Here is a 26,957-nt window from a genome sequence, read left to right on the forward strand (position 1 = left end):
GCTGCCCCCTTTTACGGGTGGCAGAATAAAAAACTCATCGTTGTTTGAATCCTGGAGCGATCTGGAAATCAGTGTATGCCATTGACGGTCCAATTCCCTCATCGGGTCTGCCAGTGACTCTTGTACCGCAATGGCCGGCTCGACGTCGATTCCCGTTACAGCCTGGATGGCGGTAAGGACCGGTGGGGCCGACGAGGGTACTTTTCCCTCAAGGACGGTCAGGCCGCACGCTCGAAGGGTGTCACGCCAATGGAAGCTGTTGTCGTCAATCGTCACCGTCGGCTCCTTTCTGTGGGAAGGCCCTGCTATTCCGAGTAGAAGAAATGATGATCTCCGCCTGGTTTGTTAATCTTTGCGTATCTCTCTATGTCGCTGGGATATCCGAAACTTCCATCTTCGCGTTGCACCCTACGGTTGTCCCAACCGAAGTTGACCAGTTCCCGAGTGTCGTCGATTTTTGGCTTCCCTGCGTGGAAGTGTGGGCCGGCTGGATCGTGTACATGTTCCACTACCACCCGGGATCCTTGTGCGGTCTCGAATTGTCGAAAATTGCCCCAGTGGCTCTGTTCGCTTGAGTACGTGTACCCAGGGGCATGTTTCAAATTTTTGTCCCCAGTGACAGTCCACTCGGCGATCGGGGTTTCTCCGTACGGCACCCCTGCTGCGTCGAACGCGGCCCTCTCGGCGTCCGCTCTGTACTTGAACGGGTTGGAATGTTCTCCCTTGGGCGGGCAGGGGCCCAGGCCGAGGGGGTCGGACCAGGTGTGGGGGTTGTGGACGTACGTCGCCGGGTTGGGGGCCGGTTCGAGGCCGAGGGGGTCTTGGGTGAGGTAGCGGGCGGTTTCGGGGTCGTAGTGGCGGAAGTAGTTGTAGTGGAGGCCGGTTTCGGGGTCGAAGTACTGGCCGGGGAAGCGGAGTGGCGTGTAGGCCGTGCTGTTCGTCGACCAGGTGGTGGTGCCCCAGAGCGTGGTGCGGGTGTGCCACGCAAGGGAGCCGGTCTCGTCTATGAGCTCTGTGGGAGTGCCGACCAGGTCCGTGGCTATGGCGAAGAAGCGTTCGTCGATCTCGTCCTGGGGGGCGTCGGCCGCGGTGATGCGTTCGGTCTGGGCGAGGGGCCGCAGGCCCTTGTGGTGCCAGGTGAGAGTGACCGAGTTGGGTAGCTTCTCCGACCACGTGGTCTGTTCGCAGAGGGTGCTGCCTTCCCAGCTGAAGTCGATCTGCTCTTCGACGGTAGCGCCGTCGGCGGCGAGCCGCTGTTTGGCGGTGCGGCGGCCGAGCGGGTCGTACAGGTAGCGCCAGCGCGTGCCGCCGGGGGTGGTCACGGAGGTGAGGCGGTCTTCGGCGTCCCAGGCGTAGCGCCAGGTGTCCGGCTTGCGGGAGAGGTGGACCTTCTGGCGGAGGGTGATACGGCCCTGGGCATCGTGCTCATAGCGCACGTCACCCGCGCGGGTGATGCGGGTGCCGGTGTAGGTACGCGGTCCCCGGGCCTCACCGCCGGCGTGCCGGTCCGGCCACGAGGCGGTGGTCTGGTTGCCGACCTCGTCGTAGGCGTAGGTCTCGGTCCAGTTTGTCGCGTGGACAGCGGTGACACGCCCCGCCGGGTCGAGGTCGAAGCGGCGACTGCCGGAGAGTTGGTCATCGACGCCGGTGAGGTTGCCGTCGGCTCGGTAGGTGTAGGCGCGGTGCTGGAGGAGGCCCGCGTCATGGCCGCGTACAGCCTGTGCGGTCAGCTGCCCGACCGTGTCCCACGTATGGGTGAGGGTGAGAGTGGAGCCCAGATGGCGCGCCAACTCCTGGCCCGCCGCGTCATGTTCGAAGGCAAGAGTGCGGCCCGAGGCCGTGAGGGCGGAGCGCCGCCCCGCTCCGTCGTACATCCAGGTACTGGTGGCGCCGGTAGGCGTGGTGCGTCCGGTACGGCGGCCCAGGATGTCGTAGGTGTACGACATGGTGCGGTCGGCGACCGTTTCGGATCGGAGACGTCCGTAACGGTCGTGGAGGAGGGTAAGTGTGGCGTCGGGGCCGATGGCCTGGGCGAGGCCGTCGGTGTAGTCGTACTCGTACGTGGTGATCGAGCCGTCGGCGTCCTTGGCCGTGAGCCGGCCCAGTACGTCGCGCTGATAGGTGACCGACTGACCGAGGCCGTTCGTACGCGTCACCAGCGCACCTGTGGCGTCATGGGCGTAGGTGAGGGTCCGGCCGTCGAAGTCAGTCTCCGATATGAGCCGTCCCGCCGGATCGTACTCGTAGTCCCAGGTCAGACCTTGGGGGCTGGTAACCCGGGTGAGACGGAGATGAGGGTCGTAATCGAACTCATAACGGGCGCCGTCCGGGCCGGTACGAGCCGCCATGAGATCGAAGTCCGTGTACTCGAAACGGGATACGGAGCCCATGGCGTCGGTGTTGCTCGTGCAGTTGCCCTCGCCGTCGTACGTCCATGACTGTGCTGTGCCGTCCGCCTCGATGCGGCGGGCGAGTCGTCCCTCCGGCGTCCATTCCAGACGTGCTGTCGCCCCGAGTGGGTCGGTGACGGCGACTGTACGACCGAAGGCGTCGCGCCCGTAACGGGTCACCGCTCCTAGCGGGCCGGCGACTTCGGCGACGAGGCCGGTCCGGTCGCACCGCACCCGGGTGGTGTTGCCCAGCGCGTCCGTCGCCGAGGTGAGGTTGCCCGCCTCGTCATAGGTGTAGTGCGTGGTGGCGCCGGACGGGGCGGTCGCCGAGACGCGGTTGCCCCGTCCGTCGTAGCTCTGGCGGCGGATGGTGCCGTCCGCGGCGCGGAGGGCCGTTGGCAGGTTGAGGGCGTTGTACGTCATTGATGCTGTCCGGCCGTCCGGCCGGGTGAACGAGACCAGGTTGCCGAGGTCGTCGTACTCAGACGTACTCGACCTGCCGAGCGCATCGGACCGTGACAGCAGGCGGTTGAAGCGGTCGTATGCGAATCGGGTGACCGCTCCCAGTGCGTCGATCTCGGTGACGACCTGCGCCCGGTCGTTGATCACGAATCGCTTGGTGTGGCCCAGGCCGTCGGTGACGGAGGTCATGCGCAGGCCGCTGTCGGGGTCGGTGTCGTCCCAGGTGAAGCGGGATTCCACGTGTCCGTTCGTGCCCGACTGGTAGACGCATCGGTCGAGATCGTCGTAGACGTAGTCGTAGTGGCTGCCGTTGGTATCGGTCCACGATGTGATGCGGCCCTGCTCGTCGCAGCCGAAACGCAGCGGCCGGCCGGAGGAGTTGGTTACCTCGGTGAGATGGCCATTCGTATACCCGTACCGGAGGATTTCCTGGTCGGTGCCGTCCGGTGCCGCGCCCGCCAGGTGCAGGGCGGTGACTCTTCCCTCGCTCGTGGTGAGCTTCAGGTGGTAGCCGCCGTGGTGCACGATCGAGGCCGGGGCGCCCGTCTCGTCGTAATCGAAGGCGATCCAACGTCCGTTACGGTCGTCGGTCTGGGCCAACAGAGCCAACTCGTCGCCGTGGTCGGCGAAATGCCAGACCCGCCCGGTGCTGGGGTCGGAGATGGTGTAGCCGTCGTCCACCCGGTCCAGAGGCCATTGCCTGCCATGCGTGGGCAGGACGGGGACACCGGGCGCGGGATGCGGATAAGCCAGCAGGCTGCCCTCGTCACAGCTGAACACCACGCCTTCCGCGTCGATCTCCAGCCGCTGGTCGACGGTGCTCGACCAGGTCGGGCCGAACCAGCCGCCCGCGCGGTACGAGGAGTCGAAGGTACGCCGGAACACCAGGGGCAATGCGCCCGGCAGCGAGATGTCCGTCTGCGGCAGGAGCACGCGCCCGGTAGCGACGTCGACCGGGTCTCCGTCGCACTTCGTCTCGTCGCACTTCTTGCCGCCGCTGTCAGGGTCCTTGTCGTGCCCGTGCCGGCTCTTGCCCTTCGGGCTGTCGGCGAGGTCTTTCATCCCGGCCCGCAGACCGCCTCGCAGAACGCCTGCGCCCTTGGTCCCGATCAGTTCGGGGACGAGTCGGCCGAGGAATTCGGACGGGTCGCCCTTCGCCGCGTCCCAGGCGTTCTTGAGGGCGCGGTCCGGGTTGGCGACGGTAGTGGCGAGGCCGGCGAGCGTCATGTTGACGCCCTTGTAGTACTCGGCAGGGTGGGTCAGGTTGTACGCGTCGAGCGGGTTGACCGAGCGGACGAAGTTGATCAGCCCCGCGGTGCCCTTGACGACGCCGCCGCCGAAGTGGGCCAGCTCGACACCCTGGCCCAGGCCCCAGTCCATGAGCTCCAGCTTGGCCCGCTCGCGTCCGGTGGGCTCATTCGGGGCATGCGCCATCGCCGCGGTGACGGCGCCTTTCGCGGTCTCGGCCGCCTCATTGTGGGCGCGCCGGGCGTCGTTGAGGATCTCTTGGGCGCGTCGCCGTTTGGCCGCGCCGGGGTCGGTGAAAGGAGCGGGCCTGGGGGGAGGATTGTCGTTATTGCGCGCCGCGTTGTACGCGTCGACCTTCTTGTTGTACGCGTCGGTGGCCGTCTTGGAGGTCTCGTTGCCCTCCTTGTAGAGGGCGATCGCCTCGCGTGCCTTGCTCTGCGCGCTGGTGACCGTCTTGGAGTACGTCTCCAGTGCCTTGGCCGCGTCCTCGAAGGCATCGGCCGCGCGCAGCCAGTCGGTGGGCAGAGGCTGGAACTTCTTCCGGAAGGCGTCGGCGCCCTCGCCCTTCCAGCGGCTGGAGTCGAGCTTCCTCATCCCGCCGCCGACGAGATCGAACGCCTTCTGGAAGTCCCGCAGGTTCTTCACCGTCGCGGCGATCTTCTCCGGCCTGCCATGGATCAGCTCGTCGGCTTCCTCACTCTGGCCGAGTTGCTGCTCACCGACCTCGGCGCCGAGAGAGGACGCCGTCTCGTCGCCCTAGTCCTCGACGGCGTCCGCCCAGTCATGCGCGCCGACCTTGTCCAGACCGTCACCGACCCGGTCCGTGGCCCAGTCGACACCCTCGCCCACGACCTCCTTGCCCTTGTCGATCCCCTTGCCGATCCCGTCGACGACATCGTCGGCGAGCCCTCCCCAGTCCACCATCAGCGGCTCTCCCCCCACCGCGGCTCCTCGGCCTGCGCCACCGTGTCCGCGGAGGGATCGAGAGTCTCCTTGAGCCGCTCGTCCAAGGCGTCACGTACGGCCGGGTCCATCGTTCCCGAGCGCTCCAACGAGTCGAGCATCGCGTCTTCCACGTCGTACGCGGTGTCCTTCCACGTCTGCTTGACTTCCGCGTGCGCCTCGGAGAACGACTCGGCACTCCAGTCGGGGTTGTCGTACGCGCTCTGCGTACGGATCTCGTCCCAGCCGAGCTCTCCGACTTCGTCCTCGCTCAGGTGCGGGTTCCCGTTCAGCGAGTTCACGCCGATCTTGATCGAGTCCTTGACGTACTGCTCCTGCTCGGCGAACGCGCCGGCCGACAATCCCACGCCCTGGGCGAAATCGTTCCCGCGCAGCGTCAGAGACCGGACCCCCCACTCCCAGCGATCGCAGAACGTCTGGAACTCGGCCGTCAGCCCGCCGTGCCCCACCTCCAGTCCCGACTGCGACAGGTCCGAGAACCCCCGCCCCGTCGACGCCTCACCGATCATCCCGAGCTCCTTCAACTCGGCATGCGCCAGGTCGATGCCCTTCGCGATGTCGGCGAGCGCCGACGCCGAGGCTTGCAGATCAGCACCGTCACCGGTCATGTGGTATCCCCGAGATCTACGGCCGCCGAGTCCGGCACAATGCCCTTGACCGGCGGAAACAACATCCCTTCCGCGCTGCCCGCGTCCAGCGCCACACCCGCCGGACCCGGCAGCATCACATCCAGCAGCCGCGCACCGAGAACCGTCCGGTACGCCCACTCCCGCCCCGCGGCCCCCTGCATCCGCGCGAAACCGGCCAGAGCCTCCTCGTCCGAGAACGCGCAGATCCACCGCACACCGTTCTGCTCGGCGGTCCACAAACTCCCGTACTCGTCGAACGGCACCAGCACCGCCGTACGCCGGAATTCTCCCAGCAACATCGCGAACTGACGCCTCGCAATGGCCAGTTCATCCACCGGCGCAGGGTCGGGAGCCGGCCCGGGACCCTTCTGGCCGCCGGTCGGCCGCTCCGTCTTCGGCCAGTCGATCAACTCGGTCAGTTTCGACGAACGGTCCGGCTCCGCTGTCTCATCCCCTGTCTCATCCCCGTTTTCCCGCACGTCCGAAAGGCTGTCACGGGAGCGTTTCCGGGAGCAAGGCACTGCCGTCGCGGGCGGTTCGGGCGGCGGCCCGGGGGACGCCGTTTCTCCACCGCCCGCGCCCTCAGGCCCGTAGCTCCTGTGTGCAGCACTTCACGCTGCCGCCGCCCTTGAGCAGCTCCCCGAGGTCGATGCCCAGTGGCTCGAACCCCCGGTCGCGCAGCGGGGCGAAGAGGCCGGCGGCGCTCTGGGGGAGCAGTACGTGGCGGCCGTCGCTCACCGCGTTCAGGCCGAGTGCCGCCGCGTCCGGTTCCTCGGCGATGAGGGCGTCGGGGAAGAGGCGGGCGAGTACGGCACGGCTGCCGGGGGAGAAGGCGTCGGGGTAGTACATGATCTCGTCGGCCGCGTCGTCCAGGACGCAGAGGGCCGTGTCCAGGTGGTAGTAGCGCGGGTCGACCAGGTCGAGGCCGATCACCGGCCGGCCGAAGAACTCCTGTGCCTCGTCGTGCGAGAGCGGGCTGGACCGGAAGCCGCGTCCGGCGAGCAGGTACGTGGCGGTGACGGCGAAGTCGCCCTCGCCCTCGTTGATGTGCACCGGCTCGCGGATGTCGGCGTAGCCGTGGGCGCGGAACCAGTTCAGGTGCGCCTCCGCCTCGTGGTGCCGCTCCGGGTGGGCGAAGCGGGCGCCGAGGACGCGGCCGTCGATGACCGTGGCGCCGTTCGCGGCGAAGACCATGTCCGGCAGGCCGGGGTCGGGGTCCAGCAGCGCGACGGTGTGGCCGAGCGCCGTGTAGCGGTCGCGGAGGTCCTCCCACTGGGCCAGGGCCAGCGGCAGGTCCACCGGCTTCGCCGGGTTCATCCAGGGGTTGATCGAGTACGTCACCGCGAAGTGGTGCGGCGGGCACATGAGATAGCGGCGGGGCGAGGCGTCACGAGGCAAGGGGGGCTCCTCACGAGCTGCGTTGCTGCGTTGGTGCGGGGGCTGCGGGGCTGCGGGTTGCGGGGTTGTGGGGTTGTGGGGCTGCTCGGCTGCGGGACTGCGGGGCACATGTGGTGTGTGTGCGTTGTGCGTGTAGGGGGAAGCGTGGTGTGCGTGAAGCCATGGTCCGCTTCCCGGGGCCCACGCGCTGTCAACCGTTCGGGTGGTTCCGCGCACGACGTACGAGGCAGTTTGCGAGACGATACGTATCGCCTCCCCGGTTGTAGATTGATGCCATGACTGACAGCGGGGCACCCGACTCCACCCGGCGCAGTGAGCGTTCACGCCGGGCGATCTATGACGCGGCCCTCGCCCTGGTGGGCGAGGTCGGCTACGGCAGGACGACGATCGAGGGCATCGCGGCCCGCGCCGGAGTCGGCAAGCAGACGATCTACCGCTGGTGGCCCTCCAAGGGCGCCGTGCTGCTGGAAGCCTTCCTCGACCTCATCGAGCAGGCGGCACGCGAGGCGGACGGCGGGGAAGGGATCCACGAGATCCCCGACACGGGCGATCTGGAGGCCGATCTCAAGCTGGTCCTGCGCGCCACGGTCGATGAGATGAACGACCCGAAGTACGAGGTGCCCTCCCGCGCGCTCGCCGCCGAGGGGATCATCAACACCGAACTGGGCGTCGAATTCGCGAAGACGATGCTCGAACCGCAGCTCCAGCTCTATGTGAGGCGGCTGAGAGCCGCCCAGGAGGCGGGGGAGGCGCGGCAGGACCTCGATCCCCGTATCGCCCTGGAGCTGCTGGTCGGTCCCGTCGCCCATCGCTGGCTGCTGCGCACGCTTCCGCTGACGCACGCGTACGCCGACACGATCGTCGAGTACGCGCTGCACGGGCTGGCCCCGAGGCCGTCCGCACGGCACTGAGTGCCAGGGTGCTGCCGGGGGTCTCCGGGACGCTGTCCGGGCGCCCCGGACCGTCCGGGCGCCGGGGGGCGCGCGGGGGCGCGTCGATGCATCCGGGGCGGGTGTGGTGAAAGCCACCGGCCCCGGAGCCCCCGTACGGGGCCATATATCGCCGCATAAGCCGCGATTCGCTCGGTGGTGGCGGACCACTCCCCAGACCCCGGTGGGGGCTCGCGGCCACCCGGGGAGCAGGATGGTGGGAGCATGGGGAGAGTCCGCAGGGACGAGCATGAGGTGTGAGGGGATCGATGGGCGACGATTTCGGCCGCTACCGCGGCACGGAGAGCAGGATTCCCCAGTGGCTGCGCAGGCGCCCCAAGAAGAGCGCCGGCGGCTCCGCGTTCGACGGGGACGTGGCCGGCCGGGAGGCGCTGCTGCTCGCTGTGGCGGCTGCCGGTATGCCCGTCTCGCCCGCCGCCCACCCCGTCGGCTACCGATGTTCCTGTGAACGGATCGGCTGTCCCACCCCGGCCAGACACCCCCTGTCCTTCGCCTGGCAGACCCAGTCCACGACCGATCGCGCGCAGATCGAGCGATGGGCGCGCAACCAGCCCGAGGCCAACTTCATCACCGCGACCGGCATGATCCACGACGTTCTCGACGTGCCGCTCGAAGCGGGCAGCCGGGCGCTGGAGCGGCTGCTCGAACAGGGCATCGACGTCGGGCCGGTGGCGGACTCCGGCGGCGACCGGATGCTCTTCTTCACCGCGACCAGGGGCACCCCCGAGGACGAGGACGAGTGGTGGCCCTGTGAGCTGGACTGCCACCCCGAGACGATGGACGAGCACCCGGGGCTGCGCTGGCACTGCCGGGGCAGCTATGTGCTCGTACCCCCGGCCCAGTTGCCAGGCGAGCTGTCGGTCCGGTGGCTGCGCGGTCCCGAGCACCCGCTGCCGGATCCGCTGACGCTGCTGGAGACCCTGACCGACGCGTGTGCCCGGTACGCGGGCGAGAACGGCGAGCTCGACCCGCACGCGGTGGCCTGGCCGCTGGGCCGCTGACAGTCGCTGCGACCGCCGACCGCCGACCGCCGACCGCCGACCGCCGCTGACAGCCGCTGGACCTGTGACTACTGGCTGACGTCCGCCGACAGCCGCTGGACCAGTGACCGACCAACGGCCAGTGGGCGGCCAACGGCTTGAGCTGCCTACGGCTTGAGCGACTGACAGGCCGACGACCCGAGGCGGCCCGGCCGTCTCAGGTCGTCCCGCCCGAGTGACAGGCCCTACGACCCCTTCGCCGCCGTGACCCCCTGAAGGCGGCTCGCCACCTCCACCGTCGGCGTGTCCGTCCCGGCGCGCGGCACCAGCGCCACCTGGCTGGAGACCCACTCCTTCGTGAGCGTGTTCCGTATCTGGCCCGTCATCAGCGCCCTCACGTCCGCGTTCGCCCCGGGCGTGACACCCTTCGCGCCCGTCTGCCGCTCGAAGTACCGCGTGGCGAAGAAGACCAGCGCGCCGCCGTCCTTCGTCGTCAGCCCCAGCGGGGCGAAGTCGCCCTTGTCGAGCGGCTGGTCGACGTACTGCGTGACCAGACCGGGCAGCCGCGCGTTCTTCTCGCGCGTCTCCCGCCAGCCGTCCGTGTGCGGCCCGTCCGCGAAGGTCTTCGCCGTACCGTCGCGCAGATACGAGGCGTACGCCTCGCTCAGCTTCCCCGGTGCCACCGCCAGCGCCTCGCTGTCCGGTGCCACCGGTTCGCCCCAGCCGTCCTTGTCGGTCGCGAACTCCGGGACCTCGTCGGCGGCCAGGATCGTCAGGTACGGCACCTTCCACCGGTCGTCGGGCCCGTTGCGTACGAAGACCAGCACCCAGCGCGTGTCCTGCGGGCCGCTGTCGTCCGCGTCGCGGTTGCTGTCGGTGTCCGCGACGAACCAGCGCGGCCAGCCCGCCTTCTTGGGGATCGTGAACCGCGCGTCGGTCAGCTCCAGCGGCTGATGCGCCGGGTTGCCGTCCGGGTTCGTGATGCTGCGCGCCTTGAGACCGGCCTGGTTGATCGCGCCCAGCGCGCCGGTCACCCGGGCCGCGTCGAGCGCCGGATCGTACGCCTTGTCCGCCGCGTTGTACGCGTCGGTGAAATCCTTCAGCGCGCGCGTGGCCTCACTCCGGTCCGCCGACGGCAGTACCGCCAGCTCCCCGTGCACCGTCACGCATCCGCTCGCCGTCAGCGACAGCACCATCGCCGTCGCGAGCCCCGCCGCTGCCCGAATCGGCCTTCCCCGCCTGCTCATCGGCCGCCTCTGCTCCTTGACCCCGACTGACCGGCCCCAACCCTACCGGCGCCAGGAACAGCGCGAGCGTCGGGACCAGATACAGGCACCAGACAGTGACCTGAAGGACCGTCGGGTCCGGCTGGAAGTTGAAGACGCCCTTGAGCAGCGTGCCGTACCAGCTGTCCGGCGGGATCGTCGTACTGATGTCGAACGCCTTGCTGGACAGGCCGCCCAGGAAGCGCGCCTCCTGGAGGTCATGGACGCCGTACGCGAGCACACCGGCCGCGACGATCACCAGCATCCCGCCGGTCCAGGTGAAGAACTTGGCCAGATTGATGCGCAGTGCGCCCCGGTAGAAGAGCCAGCCGAGCACCACCGCGCTGGCGATACCGAGCAGCACACCGGTCAGCGGCGCGTGGCTGCCGTCCGAGGAGGCGCGTACCGACGCCCAGACGAACAGCGCCGTCTCCAGGCCCTCCCGGCCCACGGCCAGGAACGCCGTCGCGACCAGCGCGCCCGTACCCATCCGGAGCGCCGCGTCCAGCCGGCCGTGCAGCTCCGTCCTCAGATGCCGCGCCGTACGCCGCATCCAGAAGACCATCCAGGTCACCAGCGCCACCGCGAGGACCGACAGCGAGCCGCCCAGCGCCTCCTGCGCCTCGAACGTCAGCTCCTGCGAGCCGAATTCGAGCCCGAAGCCGAAAGCGAGCGCGATGACGACCGCGACCCCGATCCCGAGCCAGACGGGGCGCAGCGCGTCGCGCCGCTCCGTCTTGACCAGATACGCGACGAGGATGCAGACCACAAGGCTGGCCTCAAGGCCTTCGCGCAGACCGATCAGATAGTTTCCGAACACGCCGGAACTCCCTTCCCGATGTCAGGAGAACAGGGCCCGGCCCCACCAGTCGTCCGTGTCCCGGACGCCCGGCGGGATCGCGAAGACCGCTGAACCCACGTGCTGGATGTATTCGTTGAGCGCGTCGGAGCGCGCCAGGGAGCGCTGTACGGGGATGAACGCGTCCCGTACGTCGCGCTGGTACGCCAGGAAGAACAGCCCCGCGTCGAGCCGGCCGAGGCCGTCCGTACCGTCCGTGAAGGAGTAGCCGCGGCGCAGCATCCGCGCCCCGTGGTGCGAGTCCGGATGCGCCAGCCGCACGTGCGAGGTCGGCAGCATCGCCTTCAGGCTGGGCTTGTCGTGCTCGCGGGCCTTGCCGACCGCCGCGCCCTCGCCCTTGTCCCGGCCGAAGACGTCCTCCTGCTCCTGGAGGGAGGTACGGTCCCAGGTCTCGATCCGCATCGAGATCCGGCGGGCCACCAGATACGAGCCGCCCGCCAGCCAGCCGTGGCCGTCCGCGTCCGGCACCCAGACGTGCCGGTCCAGCGCGGCGGTGTCCGCGCCCGCGATATTGCTCGTGCCGTCCTTGAAGCCGAAGAGGTTACGGGGGGTCTGGGCGCCGGGCGTGGTCGACGACGTCTTGCCGAAGCCGAGCTGCGACCAGCGCACCGCGACCTTCCCGAAGCCGATCCTGGCCAGATTGCGGATCGCGTGCACGGCGACCTGCGGATCGTCCGCGCACGCCTGGACACAGAGATCGCCGCCGCCGCGCGCCGGATCGAGGTTGTCACCGGGGAACCTGGGCAGCTCGACCAGCGCGGCCGGGCGCCGCTCCGCCAGTCCGAACCGGTCCTCGGCGAAGAGACCGGGACCGAAGCCGACGGTGAGCGTGAGCCGGGACGGCTTGAGACCGAGCGCCTCGCCGGTGTCGTCGGGCGGGGCCTCGGGGAGACCGCCGTACGCGCCCTCGCCGACCGCGTGTCCCGCCGTCATCCGCGCGGCGGCGCGGGTCCAGTCCTTGAGCAACTGGACCAGTTCCGTACGGTCCTCGGTCGTCACATCGAACGCGGCGAAGTGCAGCCGGTCCTGGACGTCGGTGGCGATCCCGGCCTGGTGGCGGCCGTGGAAGGGAACGGCCGCGCCGGACTCCGCGGCGGGCGCGGCGGTGTCATCGTCCCGTACGGCCGCCATGGCGCCACCGGCCGCGGCGGCGCCGAGCGCGAGCCCGGCACCGCCCCAGCCGAGCAGGGCACGGCGGGACGGCGAGGACGGCGGGGGCGGTGTCCCCGCGTCGTGCTTTCCGTCCGGTGTGCTGTCGTCGGAGGGCATGGCGCGGGCCTACTTGACGACGGCGGCGGCGAGCTTGGAGAGCGGCTCGGCCAGCGCGTTCACACCGTCCGAGAGCTCCTTGCGCTCCGCCTTGCCGACCTTCTCGTACGAGGTGAAGGTGTACGAGTCCGGGCCGTCGCGGTACGTGTCCAGCAGCTTGTCGAGCGCGGCGAACCGCTTGTCCAGCTCCGTCACCAGCGCCGGGTCGTTCTTCGAGGCGACCGGCTTGAGCAGGTCGTACGAGTGCCGCGCGCCCTCGACGTTGGCCTTGAAGTCGACGAGGTCGGTGTGGCTGTAGCGCTCCTCCTCGCCGGTGACCTTGCCCGCGGCGACCTCGTCGAGGAGTTCCTTGGCACCGTTGGCCATCGAGGTCGGGGTGATCTCGGCCCTGCCGACGCGCCGCTGCCAGTCGGCGAGATCCTTGTCGAGAGCGTCCGCGAGGGCCGTGGCGTCCGGGCCGAGCTTCTTGTCCTGCCAGAGTTCCTTCTCCAGCCGGTGCCAGCCCGTCCACTTCTGCCCGGTCTCCAGGCCGTCCGCGCGTACGTCGACCTTCGGGTCGATGTCACCGAAGGACTCGGCGACCGGCTCGGTGCGCTCCCAGCCGATGCGCGAGGGCGCGTACGCCTTCTTCGCGGCTTCGAGATCACCGGCGCGCACGGCGTCGGTGAAGACCTTGACCTTCGGCAGCGTCTCGTCGGCCTGCGTCTGGACGTACTTGCGGTATGCGGCGACCGCGGCGTCCATCTCCGGGCTGCGCTCGGCGGCGGCGGCGCCGCCGGTGACCGTCACCTTCTGGCGGATGCCGTCGCCCTTCATACCGGGCTTGCACGCGATCTCGTACGCGCCGGCCTTCACCTCGGCGGTGATCCTGGCCTTCGTACCGGGGCCGATGTTCTCGCGCTCGGTGACGATCCGGTCGTCCGGGAAGAGCAGATAGACCTCGGTGACCTTGGAGCCCTTGTTCTCGACGGCCAGTTCCACATGGCCGGCCGGGAACTCCTTCTTTGACACCTCGCAGGAGTCGTCCGCCGCGGTGACCTGGACGGCGCCGTCACCGGACTTCGCGGCATCGCTCTTCTCGGCGCAGCCCGTCACGGCGGTCAGGGCGGCCACCGCCGCGGCGGCGGTGACGACGGAGAGACGGACAGGTCGCATGCGGGGCTCCACGAGGGCTGGGATCGGGCGGGGGTGAGGCGGCCCTAACTTAGCTGAGGCTTACCTGTGCGGTGACCGGTCGTGCAGTGATTCACCTCTCACTCATCAGCTTTGAATACGGGCAGGTCACGGCGGCCCCCGGAGCGTCCCAAGGCCGGGTCAAGCACGGGTCAAGAAGCGGGCTTCCGGCGGGCGCTCGGTCGGCTTCGGGCCGGCTTCCGATCGGCTCCAGGTCGGCTCCAGGTCGCCTTCCGATCGGCTTCCGGTCGGCTTTCGATCGCCTTCCGTCACGACGCGCGCTTCGGGACCACCAGCGGAGCACCGGTGCGGGGATGCGGGAAGACCTCGACGGGCTGGCGGTAGACGCGGCTCAGCAACTCGTCGCGGAAGACCTCGGCGGGCGGCCCCACGGCGGCGACGGCCCCGTCGTGCAGTACGGCCGTACGGTCCGCGTGCGCGGCGGCGAGCCCCAGATCGTGCAGGACGACCACGACGGCGTCGCCCGCCGCCGCGCGCTCCCGGCAGACCCGCAGGACCAGTTCCTGATGGCGCAGATCGAGCGCGGCGGTCGGCTCGTCGAGCAGGAGCAGCGGGGCGCGCTGGGCGAGGACACGGGCGAGCGCGACCCGGGCCCGCTCGCCGCCGGAGAGCGCGGAGAAGGGGCGCGCCGCGAACTCGGTGGTCTCGGTGGCCGCCATGGCCCCCGCGACGGCCGCCTCGTCCTCGTCCTCCAGCGCCGTGCCGGCCCAGGGCGCCCGGCCCATCCGTACGACCTCCGCCACCGGGAAGGGGAACGAGAGGGTGGCGGCCTGGGGGAGCACGGCGCGGCGCAGGGCCAGTTCGGGCGCGGACCAGTCGAGCGCGGGGCGCCCGGCGATCCGTACCTCACCGCGGTCGGGCCGCAGATCCGCGGCGAGCGCGGCGAGCAGGGTCGACTTCCCGGCCCCGTTGGGCCCGACGAGCGCGAGCACCTCACCGGCGCGGGCGTCGAGACCGACCCCCCGGAGCACCTCGCGCTGTCCGAGCCGGACATGGAGGCCGCGGACCTCGGCGAGGGGGGTGCCGGGGACGGCGGACGCGGGGAGCGCGCGCCCGCGCGCGGCGAACAGACTCCGGAGGCTCATGCCCAACCGCCTTGCTTGGGAAGGGACGTGGGGTTCATGCCCAGCCTCCCTGCCTGCGACGGGTCCTGCGCAGCAGCCAGAAGAAGAACGGGCTGCCGAAGAGCGCGGTCAGCACGCCCAGCGGGAGTTCCGCCGGGGCCGCGACCGTACGGGCCGCCAGGTCGCCCGCGAGGAGGACCAGCGCGCCGCCGAGCGCACTGCCCGGGACCAGGAAGCGATGGCCGGGGCCGTTCGCCATCCGCAGCAGATGCGGCACCAGCAGACCCACGAACGTGATGATCCCGGCCACCGCGACCGCCGCCGCCGTGAGCAGCGCGACGACCAGCACCAGCACCCGACGGAGCCGTTCCACGTCCACCCCCAGATGACGGGCCGGCCGCTCACCGAGGGCGAGGAGGTCCAGCCGCCGTGCGTAGAAGGGCGCCAGGGCCAGACCGGCCAGCGCGCACGGCAGCACCGCGAGCACCTTGGGCCAGGTCGCCTGGGCCAGCGAACCGAGCTGCCAGAAGGTGATCTGGGTGATCTGCGCGTTGTCCGCGAAGAAGATGAAGAGCCCGATCAGCGCCCCGGCGAACGCGTTCACCGCGATACCGGTGAGGATGAGCGTGACCACTTCCGTACGGCCGCCCGAGCGGGACAGCGCGTACACCAGCAGCACTGTCGCGAGCCCGGCCACGAACGCGCAGACCGTCACCGTCCAGTTGCCGAGGAAGCTCAGCCCCAGCGCGATCGAGGCGACCGCGCCGACCGCGGCGCCCGACGAGATGCCGATGACACCGGGCTCCGCGAGCGGATTGCCGAACACGCCCTGCATCAGCGCGCCCGCGCAGCCGAGCGAGGCGCCGACGAGGAGCGCGAGGACGACGCGTGGCAGCCGTACGTTCCACAGGACGCTCTCGCCGACCCGGTCGAGTGCCGCGCCGCCGAGCCCGATCCTGTGCTGTACGGAGGCGAGGACGTCCCCGAGAGGGATGTGGTACGCGCCGATGCCGGCGGAGAGCAGACAGAGGACGACGAGCGCGCCGAGCAGTCCGGCGGTCAGCACGGCGGTGCTCCCGGGCAGTCGCCGTCGCCGTCGCAGTCGTCCCTTCGCGGCGGTCCCGGCGCCGGGCGGACGGTCGCCCGGATCCTCTTCCGTGGGTGACGGCCCGTGCACGGTGAACGCTGACATCACGTCACTTTCCGTTCGCGTACAGCTGCTTGATGATCGACCGCAGTACCTCGTCCGTGCGCGGGCCGTAGTTCAGCAGCACCCCGTCATCGACCGCGACGACCCTGCGGTCCATTCCCGCCGGAGTCTCGGCGACCCCGGGGATCTTCACCAGGCCGTCCATCCCGCCCACCGAGTCGAGCCCCTTGGCCATGACGAGGATGGCGTCGGGCGCGGCCTTCGCCAGTGCCTCGCTCGTGATCGCGGTGAAGTCCTTGGTCAGCCCCGACTCCTTGCCCGCGTCGACCGCGCCGGCCGCCTCCAGCAGTGAACTCGCCCCGGAATCACGGCCGCCGAGCAGATAGACGGAGGCCGAGCCGCGCAGATAGAGGAAGGCCACGCGCGGCTTCCCGCTGTCCCGCTCGCCCGCCGGGATCTCCTTGCGTACGGCGTCGATCCGGCCCTCCGTACGTTTCTTCAGCTCGGCGCCCGCCGTCGGCACGCCCAGCGCGCCGGCCACCGCGTCGATCCGGGTCCCGACATCGGCGAGGCTCTTCGCCGGGTCGACGACGACCAGCGGAATGCCCGCGTCCCGGATCTGGCCGATGGCCTCGGCGGGGCCCGTGGTGGTGTCGGCGAGGACGAGCGTCGGCCTGAGCGACAGCACGCCCTCCGCCGAGACATCGTGCGCCCTGGTCACCACCGGCAGCTTCGCGGCCTGTTCGAAGGTGGCGGTGATATCGCGGGCGACGACCCGCTCGCCGAGGCCGAGCGTGAAGACGATCTCGCTCAGCGAACCGGTCAGCGGCACGATCCGGTCGGCCGAGGCGACCGTGACCTTCCTGCCGTCGGCGGAGTTGACGGTGACGGGCAGCCGGAGCGCGGGCGTGCCGGCCAGTGGTTCCACCCGGTCGGCGGCGGCCGTGGGCGACGGGTTCCGCTTCGCGTCGGCCGCCTTCGTACTGGCGCCGCCGCAGCCGGTGGCGACCAGGGCAAGGGCCATGGCGGAGAGAAGGGCGCCCATGAGGCGTGATCTGCGCACCGAGCGCACCATCCTGTCGTTCTGTCGAGTCGTCGAGTCGTCGAGTCGTCGAGTCGTCGAGTCGAATCGTTGGGTTGTCGGGTTGTCGGGTCGAGTCGTTCAGCCGGGGCTCCTGCGGGGAAGGGGTTCCGACACAGCCCCGAGATAGCTTAGGTTAGCCTTACCTTGCTTGCCAGGTCTGGGATGGTTATGTATCCGGGCCCGGCATCCCTGCTCGTCAGACGTGGGAGTGACTCCGAATGCTGTCCTTCAGACCCGTGCGCGCGTTCGTCGTCGCGCTGCTCATGGCACTGCCGGTGGCCCTGCTGCCGGCCGCCGGCGCGCAGGCGGCCGACCGTACGGTGCAGGGCGGCCGGCTCGACTGGGGTATCAAGTCGTCCTTCCTCGGCTATGTCACCGGGCCCATCGCGCAAGGGAGTTGGGCTCTCGGCGGGGGCGTGGCCACCGTGGGCAGCCAGTTCCGGTTCCACTCGGCCACCGGCTCCTACGACCCGGACACCGGCGCCCTCAGGGCCGGTTTCTCCGGCGGCGTCCGGTTCGTCGGTCACCTGAAGGCCGACGGCACCCATGAACTCGATCTGACGATCAGCCGTCCCACCGTGCGGATCTCCGGCGGCAGCGGCACACTCCACGCGGACATGACCAGCAAGCCGAAGGGAAGCGGCAAGGTCACCTCGGCCTCGCAGGTCCCGCTCGCCACACTCGATCTCTCCGGGATCGGGATGAAGGGCGGCGGCAGCCCCGTCGTCCTCACCCGCGTCCCGGCAACGCTCACGGCGCAGGGCGCCACCGCCTTCGCCGGGTACTACACCGCCGGTACGGCGCTCGATCCGGTCAGCCTGTCCGTGGACGTGAAGGCGGCCGGCGCGGCGACGAAGTCCCCGACGGCGTCCGCGACCGGATCCGGCGACGGCGACGGCGAGAAGTCCACAGACACGATCGTGGACGCGGCCGTCGACTGGGGCGTGCGCCGCACCTACCGCGAGTACGTCACCGGCCCCATCGCCAAGGGGAAATGGACGCTGAACGGCGGGGCCCAGGACGGCGGCGCGCTCTTCCGCTTCCCACGGGGCAAGGGGACGTACGACGCAGGAAAGGGCACGCTCGACGCCGCCTTCGCGGGCAGCGTCCGCTTCACCGGGGCCGAGCTGGATCTGACGCTCAGCAAGATCGTCGTTCAGGTGAAGGACGGCAAGGGCACGCTCTCGGCGGATGTCACCGACGCGGCCGAGGGCAGCCCGCCCCGTAAGGCCGTGCCGCTCGTCACCTTCGCGGCCAAGGACTTCACGCCCAAGGACGGTCTCGCCTCGCTCACCGAGGCCCCCGCGACGCTCACGTCACCGGGCGCCGAGACCTTCGGCTCCCTCTACGCGGCCGGGACGGCGATGGACCCCGTCTCGCTCGCCGTCGCCGTCGACAAGAAGGCCGAGTTGCCCGCGCTGCCCGACCTGGGCAGCGACGCCTCGCCCTCGGCGGCGCCGAAGGGCACGGCCTCCGCCTCCGCTTCCACGGGGACGGCCACGGACGACGCGTCGTCCTCCGCGTCCTCGTCGTCCACCGGTTCGGGGACGTACGCGGTCATCGGTGCGGGTGCTCTCGTCGTCGCGGGACTGGCGGGCTTCACGGTCGTCGCCGCCCGCAAGCGCCGTGGCACCAACACGCCATAACCGGGCCCGCACTTGCCCCAGCCCACGCCCGCACCCTGCTCTAGCCCGGCCCGCACCCTGCCCCAGCCTGGGTCGCACCTGTCCCAGCCCGGCCCGTACATGCCACAACTCGGCCCCCACACGCCGTAACTCGGCGCACGCACGCCATAACTAGGGCCCCCACACGCCGTAACTCGGCGCACGCATGCCATAACCCGGCCCCCGCACGCCATAGCCCGGCGTCAATACGCCGCACGCACCCCCCACCCTTCGCACGGAATCCGTGCTTCCACTTCTCATCGGCAAGGAGAACACCCACCCATGGCACCAACCCGCCGCCCCATAGGCCCCCTCGCACTCGCCGCCGCCATCGCGACGGCGGCAGCCCTCGGCGCCACCGCCTTCACCCTCCCGGCGCTCGCGTCCGGCACCCCGGCGGGCGCGCCCGCGGGACCGCTCGCCGCGCCCGCCGGACCGCTCGCCGCGCCCGGCGCCGCCCCGAAGCTGGTTCTGAAGGACGGCACCCTGGACTGGGGCCTCAAGGAGTCCTTCCGTACGTACGTGACCCGTATCGCCGCGGGCACGATCACCCCCGCCGACGGCGCCACCCAGGCCACCGGCAACGGCCCCTTCACCTTCACCAACGGCACCGGCTCGTACGATCCCGCCACGCACAACGTGGCCACGGACTTCGACGGCAGCGTGCTGTTCTCCTCCAAGGCGCACGGCTTCGAGATCAAGGTCGCGGACGTCAAGCTGGTCACGGCCGGGACGGGCGGTGCCATCGAGGCGGACGTCACCCTCAACGGCGCGACCCAGCAGGACATCGAGCTGGCCTCGATCGATCTGACGGGCATCCGTCCGGAGACGACCGGTACCAGGATGGTCTTCAAGGACATCCCGGCCACGCTGACCGCCGACGGCGCGAAGGCGTTCAACGGGATGTACGCGGAGGGCACGGCGCTGGACAAGGCCACGCTCGCCGTCGGTTACGAGACGGGCGGCGGCACGTCCTCTCCGCCGCCCTCGCCGTCGCCGACCCAGTCCGAGCCGGCGCCGACCCCGTCGAAGCCGACTCCCTCGAAGCCGACGACCGCCCCTACGTCGGACGCGCCCAGCACCGGGCCCACCCCGACCACCATCCCGACCACCACCCAGTCCACCACCCCCTCCACCACCGTCTCCGAGGCGCCTCCGGTGGCCGAGAACGGCGCGATCGTGGACGGCACTCTCGACTGGGGTGTCAAGGAGTCCTTCCGCTCGTACGTCGTCGGCCCCATCGCCCGGGGCAAGGTCGAACTCGGTGACGGCGCGACGACGTCGGGCGCGGCGGCCTACCGCTTCCCCAAGGGCACCGGCGACTTCGACGCGACCGCCCGGACCCTCTCGGCGTCCTTCGGCGGTACGGTCCGCTTCCTCGGCCACAAGGAGGCAGGCGCGTACGTTCTCGACCTCCGGCTGAGCGGTCTCCAGGTCGTGGTGAAGGACGGCAAGGGCACGCTCGTCGCCGATGTCCGCACCAAGGACCGCGAGACGGGCAAGGTCTCCACATACCGGGACCTGACCTTCGCCACGCTGGACACCCCGGCCGCCGGACCGGTCGCCAAGGACGGCGTCGTCACGCTGAACGCCGTGCCCGCGACCCTCACCGCCGACGGTACGAAGGCCTTCGGCGGGATGTACCAGGCGGGCACGGAGCTGGACAGGCTGACCCTCGCGGTCGCGCTCGACAAGGACGCCAACCTCCCGGGCACCACGGGCGGCACAGGCACCACAGGCGGCACGGGCGGCACGGACGCCGCGGGCGGTTCCGGTACGGCGGGCGGTTCCGGTACGGCGGGCGGCGGCAGCGTCGGCGGCACCGTCGGCGGCGCGGGGGGCGGGGCCCTCGCCTCCACCGGCTCCGAGGTCCCGGCCGGCGCGCTGATGGGCGCGGCCGGTGCGATCGCCGCGGCCGGCGCGGCCGTCGTCTTCGCGGCCAAGCGGCGCCGTACCGGCCAGGAAGAGACCGCGTAACCAGGCCCCACGGCACGGCAGAACGGCGGGGCACCTCGTAATGCCCCGCCGTCCTGCCGTGACGGTGGAATCCGCGCCGCTCAACGGCGGTGCTTAAATGCCTGCGTGACTGACATCGACGTGCTCATCGACGTACTCAGCGTCTTCTGCGGAGCCGACGGCCGGCACGGCAATACGCTCGGTGTCGTCCGCGAGGGGCGTCACCACCCCGACCGTGCGGCCCGGCAGGCCATCGCGGCCCGGCTCGGCTACAGCGAGACCGTGTTCGTCGACGACCCCGAGCGCGGTGTGGTCGACATCTACACGCCGGGACTGCGGCTGCCCTTCGCCGGACATCCGCTCGTCGGCGCGGCCTGGCTGCTCGACCTGGAGACCGTGAACCCGCCCGCGGGCGAGGTGTGGGTGCGCCAGGACGGCGAGTTCACCTGGATCACGGCCCGACCCGAGTGGGCCCCGCCGCGTACGCTCCGGCGGTACGCCTCGGCCGCCGAGGTCGACGCGCTGCCCGCCCCGCCGCCGGGCGAAGGCTGGCTCTACGCCTGGGCCTGGGAGGACGAGGCCGCGGGCCGGGTCAGGGCCCGCGCCTTCCCGCGCCGTGACGACGGCATAGCCGAGGACGAGGCGACCGGCGCGGCGGCGCTGCTGCTCACGGCGGAGCTGGGGCGCGCGCTGAACATCACTCAGGGCCGGGGGTCGCAGTTGATCACGGCCCCCGGCCCTGACGGATCGATCGAGATCGGCGGCCGGGTGCGTCTGCTCACCGCCCACTGACGCCGTATCAGCCCGCCCCGCGCTCAGCTGCTCATGCGCTCAGGCTGCTCCCGTGCTCCCGTGCTCACGCGCTCAAGCTGCTCACGCGCTCAGCGGGAACTGCGCGCCCAGTTCCCGGAACACCGCGCCGTTGAAGTCGAACGCGCGCTTGCACTCGTCGATGATCCGCTGCTTCTCCAGATCGTCCGCCGCCACCTGGTCGAGCAGCTCGCGGTAACTCCGCTTGAACGCCGCCGGGTTGGCGATCCCCTCGAAGACGTAGAAGCGGACGCCGTCCCCCTTGCGGGCGAAGCCCCAGGTCTTCTCCGCCTTGTCACGGATGATCTGGCCGCCGGAGAGGTCCCCGAGATAGCGGGTGTAGTGGTGCGCCACGAAGCCGCCGGGCCAGGTGCGCGCGCACTCCTCGACCCGCGCGGCGTACGCGGCGGTCGCGGGCAGCGGCTCCAGGCCCGTACGCCAGTCCGCCCCGCGCAGATGCGCCAGATCGCGCTCCAGCTCGGGCGTGCGCTCCAGCTCGCGCTGGATGAAGGGCCCGGCGACCGGGTCCTTCCGCAGCGCCTCCGAGGCGCCCTCCAGCGCGCGGTACACGAACCACAGCTGCTCGGTGTAGCGCGCGTACGCGTCCACCCCGAGCCGGCCACCCAGCAGATCGCTCATGAACGACGAGGTCTCCGCCTCCGTGTGCTGCGCGTGCGAGGCGACACGGATGAGCGTGGAGAACGGGGTGGCGGTGGCGGTTGCGTCCAAGGCGGGCCTCCGGGGACCGAGGGGGACGGGAGCAGGCGGGTGCCGGCGCCGGCGGCACGGGTGGCCGCCATGACCAGATACTCTTACTTAGGCTTACCTAAGTCAACTGGTTCCCGACGTCCTGTCGGTAAAAACGCTACCCCGCTCACCCGGGTCGGCAACCTCGGAGCCTTCACAGATCCCAGATGCCCCGTGGATCTCGGATGCCCCGTGGATCTCGGACGCCCCGGGGATCTCAGGGAAGGGTGAGAATCTCCGCCCCCGTCTCCGTCACCACCAGCGTGTGCTCGAACTGCGCGGTCCGCTTGCGGTCCTTGGTCACGACGGTCCAGCCGTCGTCCCACATGTCGTGCTCGTACGTACCGAGCGTGAGCATCGGCTCGATGGTGAAGGTCATGCCCCGCTGGATGACGGTGGTGGCGTGCGGGCTGTCGTAGTGCGGGACGATCAGCCCGGAGTGGAAGGACGAATTGATCCCGTGCCCGGTGAAGTCCCTGACGACGCCGTAGCCGAACCGCTTGGCGTACGACTCGATGACCCGCCCGATCACATTGATCTGCCGGCCGGGGCGTACGGCCTTGATGGCACGGTTCAGTGCCTCGCGGGTCCGCTCGACCAGGAGTTTCGACTCCTCGTCGACGTCCCCGCAGAAGTAGGTGGCGTTGTTGTCGCCGTGCACCCCGTTGAGGTACGCGGTCACGTCCAGGTTCACGATGTCGCCGTCGCGGAGCACCGTGGAGTCCGGGATTCCATGGCAGATGACCTCGTTGACGGACGTACAGAGCGACTTGGGGAAGCCCCGGTAGCCGAGCGTGGACGGATAGGCGCCGTGGTCGCACATGAACTCGTGTGCGACCCGGTCCAGCTCGTCCGTGGTGACGCCGGGTGCGATGTGCTTCGCGGCCTCCTCCATCGCCTGCGCGGCGACGCGGCCCGCGATCCGCATCAGTTCGATGGTTTCTGCGGTCTGCACTTCCGGCCCGGTGTACGGGGTGGGGGCGGGTTTCCCGACGTACTCGGGGCGCCGGATGTTTCCGGGAACGGAACGGACGGGAGAGAGCTCGCCTGGTACGAGCAGTGACTGGCCAGACATGCCGGCGAGTCTAACGAGCGCCGGTGGGGCAGCATGGCGTCAGAGGAAGGAGCCGAAGATGGCCCTGTTCAAGAAGCGCACGGTCGGCAAGCCCGGCGAGTGGTACTACTGCCTGAAGCACCAGAAGGTCGAGGAGGGGCCCGAATGCCCCGCCAAGGACCGCTTCGGGCCGTACGCGAGCCGCCAGGAGGCGGAGCACGCGATGCAGACGGCCCAGGAGCGCAATCTGGAGTGGGAGACGGATCCGCGCTGGCACGACGCGTCCAAGGGCGACGCCGGGGCCGGGGAGGACACGAACCCGCCCGCCTGACGCGACATGGGCTACGAGGTACGGGTACGAGGTACCTGGTACTGGTACGAGGTACCTGGTCCTAGGTACGGGCTCAGGTCGTCGTCGCCGTCGCCGCTTCCTTCTGGGCGCGGCGGCGCAGGGCGTCCTCGTCCGTCTCCGAGTCGTACGTCACCAGCCTCGGCAGCACCGCCGCGAGCAGGCCCACCGAGGCCACGCAGGCGAGTCCGCCGCTCCAGACGGCGGGGCGGGTGCCCGTCCAGCCCGCCATCACGCCCGCCCGGATCTGCCCGAGCTGCGGTCCGACGCTGTACGAGAGCACCTCGATGCCCGCGAGCCGGCCGCGCAGCTCCTCCGGGATCGTCTGGTTCCAGATGGTCGAGCGGCCCAGACCGCTGAGCATGTCGCCCGCGCCCGCGAGCCCCAGACAGACCAGCACCACCCAGATGTTCGAGAACCATCCGGCGGCCGTGATCGCCAGCCCCCAGCCCGCGGCGCCGAACACCACGAAGAGGCCGTGTCTGCGCACCCGTGAGGTCCAGGCGCTGGTCAGACTGAGCGCCACCGAGCCGACCGACCCCGCCGCGTACATCAGACCGAGCGCCCACTCCGCGTCCAGATCGTCCGCGAGGAACGGGAAGATCGTGTTCGGGAAGGCGAAGAACATCGCGGCCATGTCGATCGCGTACGTCCCCAGCAACACCGGTCTGCTCCACGCGTAGCGGGCCCCCTCCACGATGCCCCGCAGGGACGGCGCCTGCGCGTCGTGCGCGGCGGGCGCGGGTGAGAGCCGCAGACAGAGCAGTACGGAGACGGCGAAGCCCAGGATCGTGACCCCGTAGGCCGTGCCGTGACCGGCGTACGCGACGACCAGACCGGCCAGCGAGGGCCCCGCGATCGCGCCGAGCTGCCAGCGCACGGCGTTGAGGGCGGCGGCAGCGGTGAGCTGGGCGTGCGGGACGATCCGCGCCATCAGCGAGTCCAGCGCCGGCCGTTGCAGACCCGCCAGCGCGGACACCCCGGCCGCCACCACGTACAGCGGCCACAGCAGCGGCTGGGGAAGCAGTGAGTTCACCAGCAGGACGGCGGCGAGCACCCCGAGCCCCGCCTCGGTGAGCAGGATGACCTTGCGCCGGTCGACGGCGTCGGCGAGGGCTCCGCCGTACAGCCCGAAGATCACCAGGGGCACCAGCTCCACCGCGCCCATCGCGCCGACGGCCAGCGGTGATTCGGTGAGGTCCTTGATCTGGAGCGGCAGCGCGATCATCGCCATGAAGCTGCCGAAGTTCGTCACCAGCCCCTGCACCCAGAGCAGCCGGAATTCCCGCGAGGAACGCAGAGGGGAGAGATCGGGGAGTATCGCGCCGAGCTTCGTGGTCACGAGAGGCCATGATCGGCGCGGATGTGTGAATTGGGCAAATGAATTGCCGGGGCTGACGGGCGTGCGGGCTCAGCGGCGTGCCGGGCCGGAGGGCAAGGGCCGGGGGCAGGGCCTGGGGAGCGCAGTACCTGCCGACGCGCGGCCTTACCAGCGGGCGGGCGGCGGCGCCGTCAGCTGGTCGGCCAGCCGGGACAGCCGGTCCCGGAACCGCCGCCGCCCGCGCGGCCCCGGCAGACTGTTCTCCCCGGCCGCCGCGCTCACCAGATGCTGCACGGTGTCCAGATCCACGCCCTGCGCCGCCTCCGCCGCGTCCACCGACAGGGCGTCGTGCGCCAGCCCGCGCACCTCCGCGTCCCCGCCGTCCAGCGACAGCACCGTCGCCCCGGCCCGACGGGCGCCGTGCACCCGCTCCAGCAGACCGGCGCCCGGCCGCTCCGGCGCCACGACGAGCAGCGTCTCGCCCCGGCCGGCCGCTTCGAGGCGGCCCAGGCCGACGGCCAGATGTGCCGGGTCCCCGGACCGCACCCGGTGCCGTACGAGCGTGGGCGTCAGCTCGGGCTGTCCCGACCAGGCCGCCTCGTCCACGAGATGCGCGGTGAGATGCCACGGCTCGTACTCCTCCGTCCCGACGAGCAGCAGCCCACCGCCCTGCGACACGACAGAGGCCCGCAGCGCCCCCGCGAACCGGCGGGTCGCGGACGGCCATTCCGTTCCGGCGAGTACTTCACGCAGCAGTGCGACGCGTACGGCATCCATGGGCCCGCATCCTGCCGCAGCCGGCCGCGCGGCGTGGGAGGTCGGGAATCGGCTCACCCGAACGTGCGCCAGTACCGGCGAGTAGGGTCGTGACCATGACTTCAACGGACAGTGGCAGCACCCCCAAGCCCCCCGCCAAGGACCCCTGGGACCTCCCGGACGTCTCCGGTCTTGTCGTCGGCGTACTCGGCGGCACCGGCGACCAGGGGCGCGGGCTCGCCTACCGGCTGGCGAGGGCCGGACAGAAAGTGATCATCGGATCCCGGGTCGCCGAGCGGGCCGGGACGGCGGCGGCCGAACTGGGCAACGGCGTCGAGGGCCTGGCCAACGCCGAGTGCGCGCGCCGCAGCGACGTGGTCATCATCGCCGTGCCGTGGGAGGGACACGCCAAGACCCTGGAGTCCCTCAAGGAGGAGCTGGCGGGCAAGCTCGTCGTCGACTGCGTCAACCCGCTCGGTTTCGACAAGCGGGGCGCGTACGCGCTGAAGCCGGAGGAGGGCAGCGCCGCCGAGCAGGCCGCCGCCCTGCTGCCGGACTCCCGGGTGACCGCCGCCTTCCACCATCTCTCCGCGGTGCTGCTCCAGGACCCGGCGGTCGAGCGGATCGAGACGGATGTGATGGTGCTGGGCGAGGTACGCGCGGACACCGATCTCGTCCAGGCGCTGGCGGCCCGTATCCCGGGCATGCGCGGGGTGTTCGCGGGCCGGCTCCGCAATGCCCACCAGGTGGAGTCGCTGGTGGCCAACCTGGTCTCGGCGAACCGCCGTTACAAGGCACACGCGGGCCTGCGCGTGACGGACGTGTAGCGCGTGTACATGCACATGTAGGAGACGCGCGGTACAGCGCGGTACAGAGAAGTAGGAGAGAGACGCGGCCCGTGCGGGGCGCGGGCCGGGCCGTCAGCCCGCGGCCGTCGCCGTACGGGCCGCGCGTTCTGCCTTCGCCTTGCGTACGTAGTACCAGGCCATATTGGACGACAGCCCGGCCAGCAGCACCCACACGATGCCGAACCAGTTCCCCTGGACGAAGGAGAACACGGCCGCGGCGACGGTGAGGACGCAGACGGCGAGGGCGTACAGAGCGAGGCGGGGCATGCGGGTCGGCTCCTGTCGGGGGCGTTTGTGCTGTCGTCGTTCGCGTTCCAGTGTCCCCCATGCCCGGGAACGTCCCGCCGCCGCCCGGTCGCCTTTCCCCCGCCGCCCGGCTGTCTTCCCGCCGGACCTCTGACCTGCCGGATGTCGCCTTCCGGCCCCCGGATGCCGTCTTCACAGAGTTGGCATGAACTTGCTGATTTTATGGTGCGACGGTGATCGTATGTGTGTACGTTGTGACCGTCCGCATGGGGAGTGTGGGCATCTTGGGCCGTCCATGGCC

21 protein-coding genes and 3 pseudogenes are annotated in these 26,957 nt (G+C 70.5%); 7 read left to right on the plus strand and 17 right to left on the minus strand.

All coding sequences use genetic code 11. From position 1 onward, the window contains the following. The 5 genes and pseudogenes from CU044_RS39250 to ddaH form a co-directional block, all read right to left on the minus strand. Positions 1 to 276 (minus strand): annotated as a pseudogene (locus tag CU044_RS39250) (hypothetical protein); the annotation flags it as partial. Between the two features lie 29 nt (positions 277 to 305). Continuing rightward, positions 306 to 5,024, minus strand: a pseudogene (locus CU044_RS30010) (putative T7SS-secreted protein). Then, the gene (locus CU044_RS30015; RefSeq protein ID WP_129771891.1) at positions 5,024 to 5,671 is read right to left on the minus strand and encodes a hypothetical protein; all 648 of its coding nucleotides are present in this window, start codon (positions 5,669 to 5,671) and stop codon (positions 5,024 to 5,026) included. Before CU044_RS30015 ends, CU044_RS30010 begins: the two are co-directional and overlap by 1 nt. Beyond that, positions 5,668 to 6,171, minus strand: a complete 504-nt coding sequence (locus CU044_RS39850) for an SseB family protein (RefSeq protein WP_240045937.1) — start codon at positions 6,169 to 6,171, stop codon at positions 5,668 to 5,670. Before CU044_RS39850 ends, CU044_RS30015 begins: the two co-directional genes overlap by 4 nt. A gap of 103 nt (positions 6,172 to 6,274) precedes the next feature. Then, positions 6,275 to 7,111 (minus strand): annotated as a pseudogene (gene ddaH, locus CU044_RS30025) (dimethylargininase); the annotation flags it as partial. 254 nt (positions 7,112 to 7,365) lie between these two features. Between ddaH and CU044_RS30030 the strand changes: the two are divergent. Both CU044_RS30030 and CU044_RS30035 read left to right on the plus strand, forming a co-directional pair. Continuing rightward, complete coding sequence (locus CU044_RS30030) at positions 7,366 to 8,001, plus strand: TetR/AcrR family transcriptional regulator (RefSeq protein WP_129771893.1); 636 nt, start codon at positions 7,366 to 7,368, stop codon at positions 7,999 to 8,001. A gap of 287 nt (positions 8,002 to 8,288) precedes the next feature. Next, on the plus strand, positions 8,289 to 9,041 hold the full coding sequence (locus CU044_RS30035; RefSeq protein ID WP_129771894.1) for a bifunctional DNA primase/polymerase: 753 nt from the start codon (positions 8,289 to 8,291) through the stop codon (positions 9,039 to 9,041). A 224-nt stretch (positions 9,042 to 9,265) separates the two neighbouring features. Here CU044_RS30035 and CU044_RS30040 read toward each other — a convergent pair whose 3' ends face one another. The 7 genes from CU044_RS30040 to CU044_RS30070 form a co-directional block, all read right to left on the minus strand. Continuing rightward, positions 9,266 to 10,216, minus strand: a complete 951-nt coding sequence (locus CU044_RS30040; protein WP_129771895.1) for a hypothetical protein — start codon at positions 10,214 to 10,216, stop codon at positions 9,266 to 9,268. Next, positions 10,137 to 11,105, minus strand: a complete 969-nt coding sequence (gene efeU, locus CU044_RS30045; RefSeq protein ID WP_129771896.1) for an iron uptake transporter permease EfeU — start codon at positions 11,103 to 11,105, stop codon at positions 10,137 to 10,139. The genes CU044_RS30040 and efeU overlap by 80 nt, the downstream gene beginning before the upstream one ends. A gap of 21 nt (positions 11,106 to 11,126) precedes the next feature. Next, positions 11,127 to 12,413, minus strand: a complete 1,287-nt coding sequence (efeB, locus tag CU044_RS30050) for an iron uptake transporter deferrochelatase/peroxidase subunit (protein ID WP_129771897.1) — start codon at positions 12,411 to 12,413, stop codon at positions 11,127 to 11,129. 9 nt (positions 12,414 to 12,422) lie between these two features. Next, positions 12,423 to 13,568 carry an iron uptake system protein EfeO gene (gene efeO / locus CU044_RS30055; RefSeq protein ID WP_129771898.1) on the minus strand — a complete coding sequence of 382 codons (1,146 nt, stop codon included), beginning with the start codon at positions 13,566 to 13,568 and terminating at the stop codon, positions 12,423 to 12,425. Between the two features lie 287 nt (positions 13,569 to 13,855). After that, on the minus strand, positions 13,856 to 14,692 hold the full coding sequence (locus CU044_RS30060; protein WP_129771899.1) for a heme ABC transporter ATP-binding protein: 837 nt from the start codon (positions 14,690 to 14,692) through the stop codon (positions 13,856 to 13,858). Positions 14,693 to 14,726: 34 nt separating this feature from the next. After that, a complete protein-coding gene (locus CU044_RS30065; protein WP_129771900.1) occupies positions 14,727 to 15,863 on the minus strand; it encodes an iron ABC transporter permease in 1,137 nt (378 codons plus the stop codon). 4 nt (positions 15,864 to 15,867) lie between these two features. Next, the gene (locus CU044_RS30070) at positions 15,868 to 16,866 is read right to left on the minus strand and encodes an ABC transporter substrate-binding protein (RefSeq protein ID WP_193564115.1); all 999 of its coding nucleotides are present in this window, start codon (positions 16,864 to 16,866) and stop codon (positions 15,868 to 15,870) included. A gap of 257 nt (positions 16,867 to 17,123) precedes the next feature. Between CU044_RS30070 and CU044_RS30075 the strand changes: the two genes are divergently transcribed. The 3 genes from CU044_RS30075 to CU044_RS30085 all read left to right on the plus strand — a co-directional run bounded on the left by CU044_RS30075 (position 17,124) and on the right by CU044_RS30085 (position 21,317). After that, on the plus strand, positions 17,124 to 18,551 hold the full coding sequence (locus CU044_RS30075; RefSeq protein ID WP_129771902.1) for an HtaA domain-containing protein: 1,428 nt from the start codon (positions 17,124 to 17,126) through the stop codon (positions 18,549 to 18,551). Positions 18,552 to 18,851: 300 nt separating this feature from the next. Continuing rightward, entirely contained in the window at positions 18,852 to 20,546 is a 1,695-nt protein-coding gene (locus CU044_RS30080) for an HtaA domain-containing protein (RefSeq protein WP_129771903.1), read from the plus strand. A 105-nt stretch (positions 20,547 to 20,651) separates the two neighbouring features. After that, positions 20,652 to 21,317 (plus strand): PhzF family phenazine biosynthesis protein, encoded by a 666-nt coding sequence (locus CU044_RS30085; protein WP_129771904.1) that lies wholly within the window; start codon positions 20,652 to 20,654, stop codon positions 21,315 to 21,317. Positions 21,318 to 21,398: 81 nt separating this feature from the next. Here CU044_RS30085 and CU044_RS30090 read toward each other — a convergent pair whose 3' ends face one another. Beyond that, positions 21,399 to 22,064, minus strand: coding sequence for a biliverdin-producing heme oxygenase (locus tag CU044_RS30090; protein WP_129771905.1), 666 nt, complete (start codon positions 22,062 to 22,064; stop codon positions 21,399 to 21,401). Between the two features lie 235 nt (positions 22,065 to 22,299). Next, positions 22,300 to 23,157, minus strand: coding sequence for a type I methionyl aminopeptidase (map, locus tag CU044_RS30095; protein ID WP_129771906.1), 858 nt, complete (start codon positions 23,155 to 23,157; stop codon positions 22,300 to 22,302). A 58-nt stretch (positions 23,158 to 23,215) separates the two neighbouring features. Here map and CU044_RS30100 point away from each other — a divergent pair, with 58 nt between their 5' ends. Continuing rightward, a complete protein-coding gene (locus CU044_RS30100; protein WP_129771907.1) occupies positions 23,216 to 23,467 on the plus strand; it encodes a hypothetical protein in 252 nt (83 codons plus the stop codon). Between the two features lie 73 nt (positions 23,468 to 23,540). Here the strand turns inward: CU044_RS30100 and CU044_RS30105 are convergent, their stop codons facing one another. Both CU044_RS30105 and CU044_RS30110 read right to left on the minus strand, forming a co-directional pair. Next, positions 23,541 to 24,827 (minus strand): MFS transporter, encoded by a 1,287-nt coding sequence (locus tag CU044_RS30105; protein ID WP_129771908.1) that lies wholly within the window; start codon positions 24,825 to 24,827, stop codon positions 23,541 to 23,543. A 144-nt stretch (positions 24,828 to 24,971) separates the two neighbouring features. Further along, positions 24,972 to 25,583 carry a hypothetical protein gene (locus CU044_RS30110; protein ID WP_129771909.1) on the minus strand — a complete coding sequence of 204 codons (612 nt, stop codon included), beginning with the start codon at positions 25,581 to 25,583 and terminating at the stop codon, positions 24,972 to 24,974. 95 nt (positions 25,584 to 25,678) lie between these two features. Here CU044_RS30110 and npdG point away from each other — a divergent pair, with 95 nt between their 5' ends. Then, positions 25,679 to 26,389 carry an NADPH-dependent F420 reductase gene (gene npdG, locus CU044_RS30115; RefSeq protein ID WP_129771910.1) on the plus strand — a complete coding sequence of 237 codons (711 nt, stop codon included), beginning with the start codon at positions 25,679 to 25,681 and terminating at the stop codon, positions 26,387 to 26,389. A gap of 93 nt (positions 26,390 to 26,482) precedes the next feature. On the opposite strand, the gene CU044_RS30120 is transcribed toward npdG, so the two are convergent. Then, complete coding sequence (locus CU044_RS30120) at positions 26,483 to 26,677, minus strand: hypothetical protein (RefSeq protein WP_129771911.1); 195 nt, start codon at positions 26,675 to 26,677, stop codon at positions 26,483 to 26,485. Positions 26,678 to 26,957 lie beyond the last annotated feature (280 nt).

Source organism: Streptomyces sp. L-9-10 (assembly GCF_004151105.1).
In the GTDB taxonomy this organism is placed as follows: Bacteria; Actinomycetota; Actinomycetes; order Streptomycetales; family Streptomycetaceae; genus Streptomyces.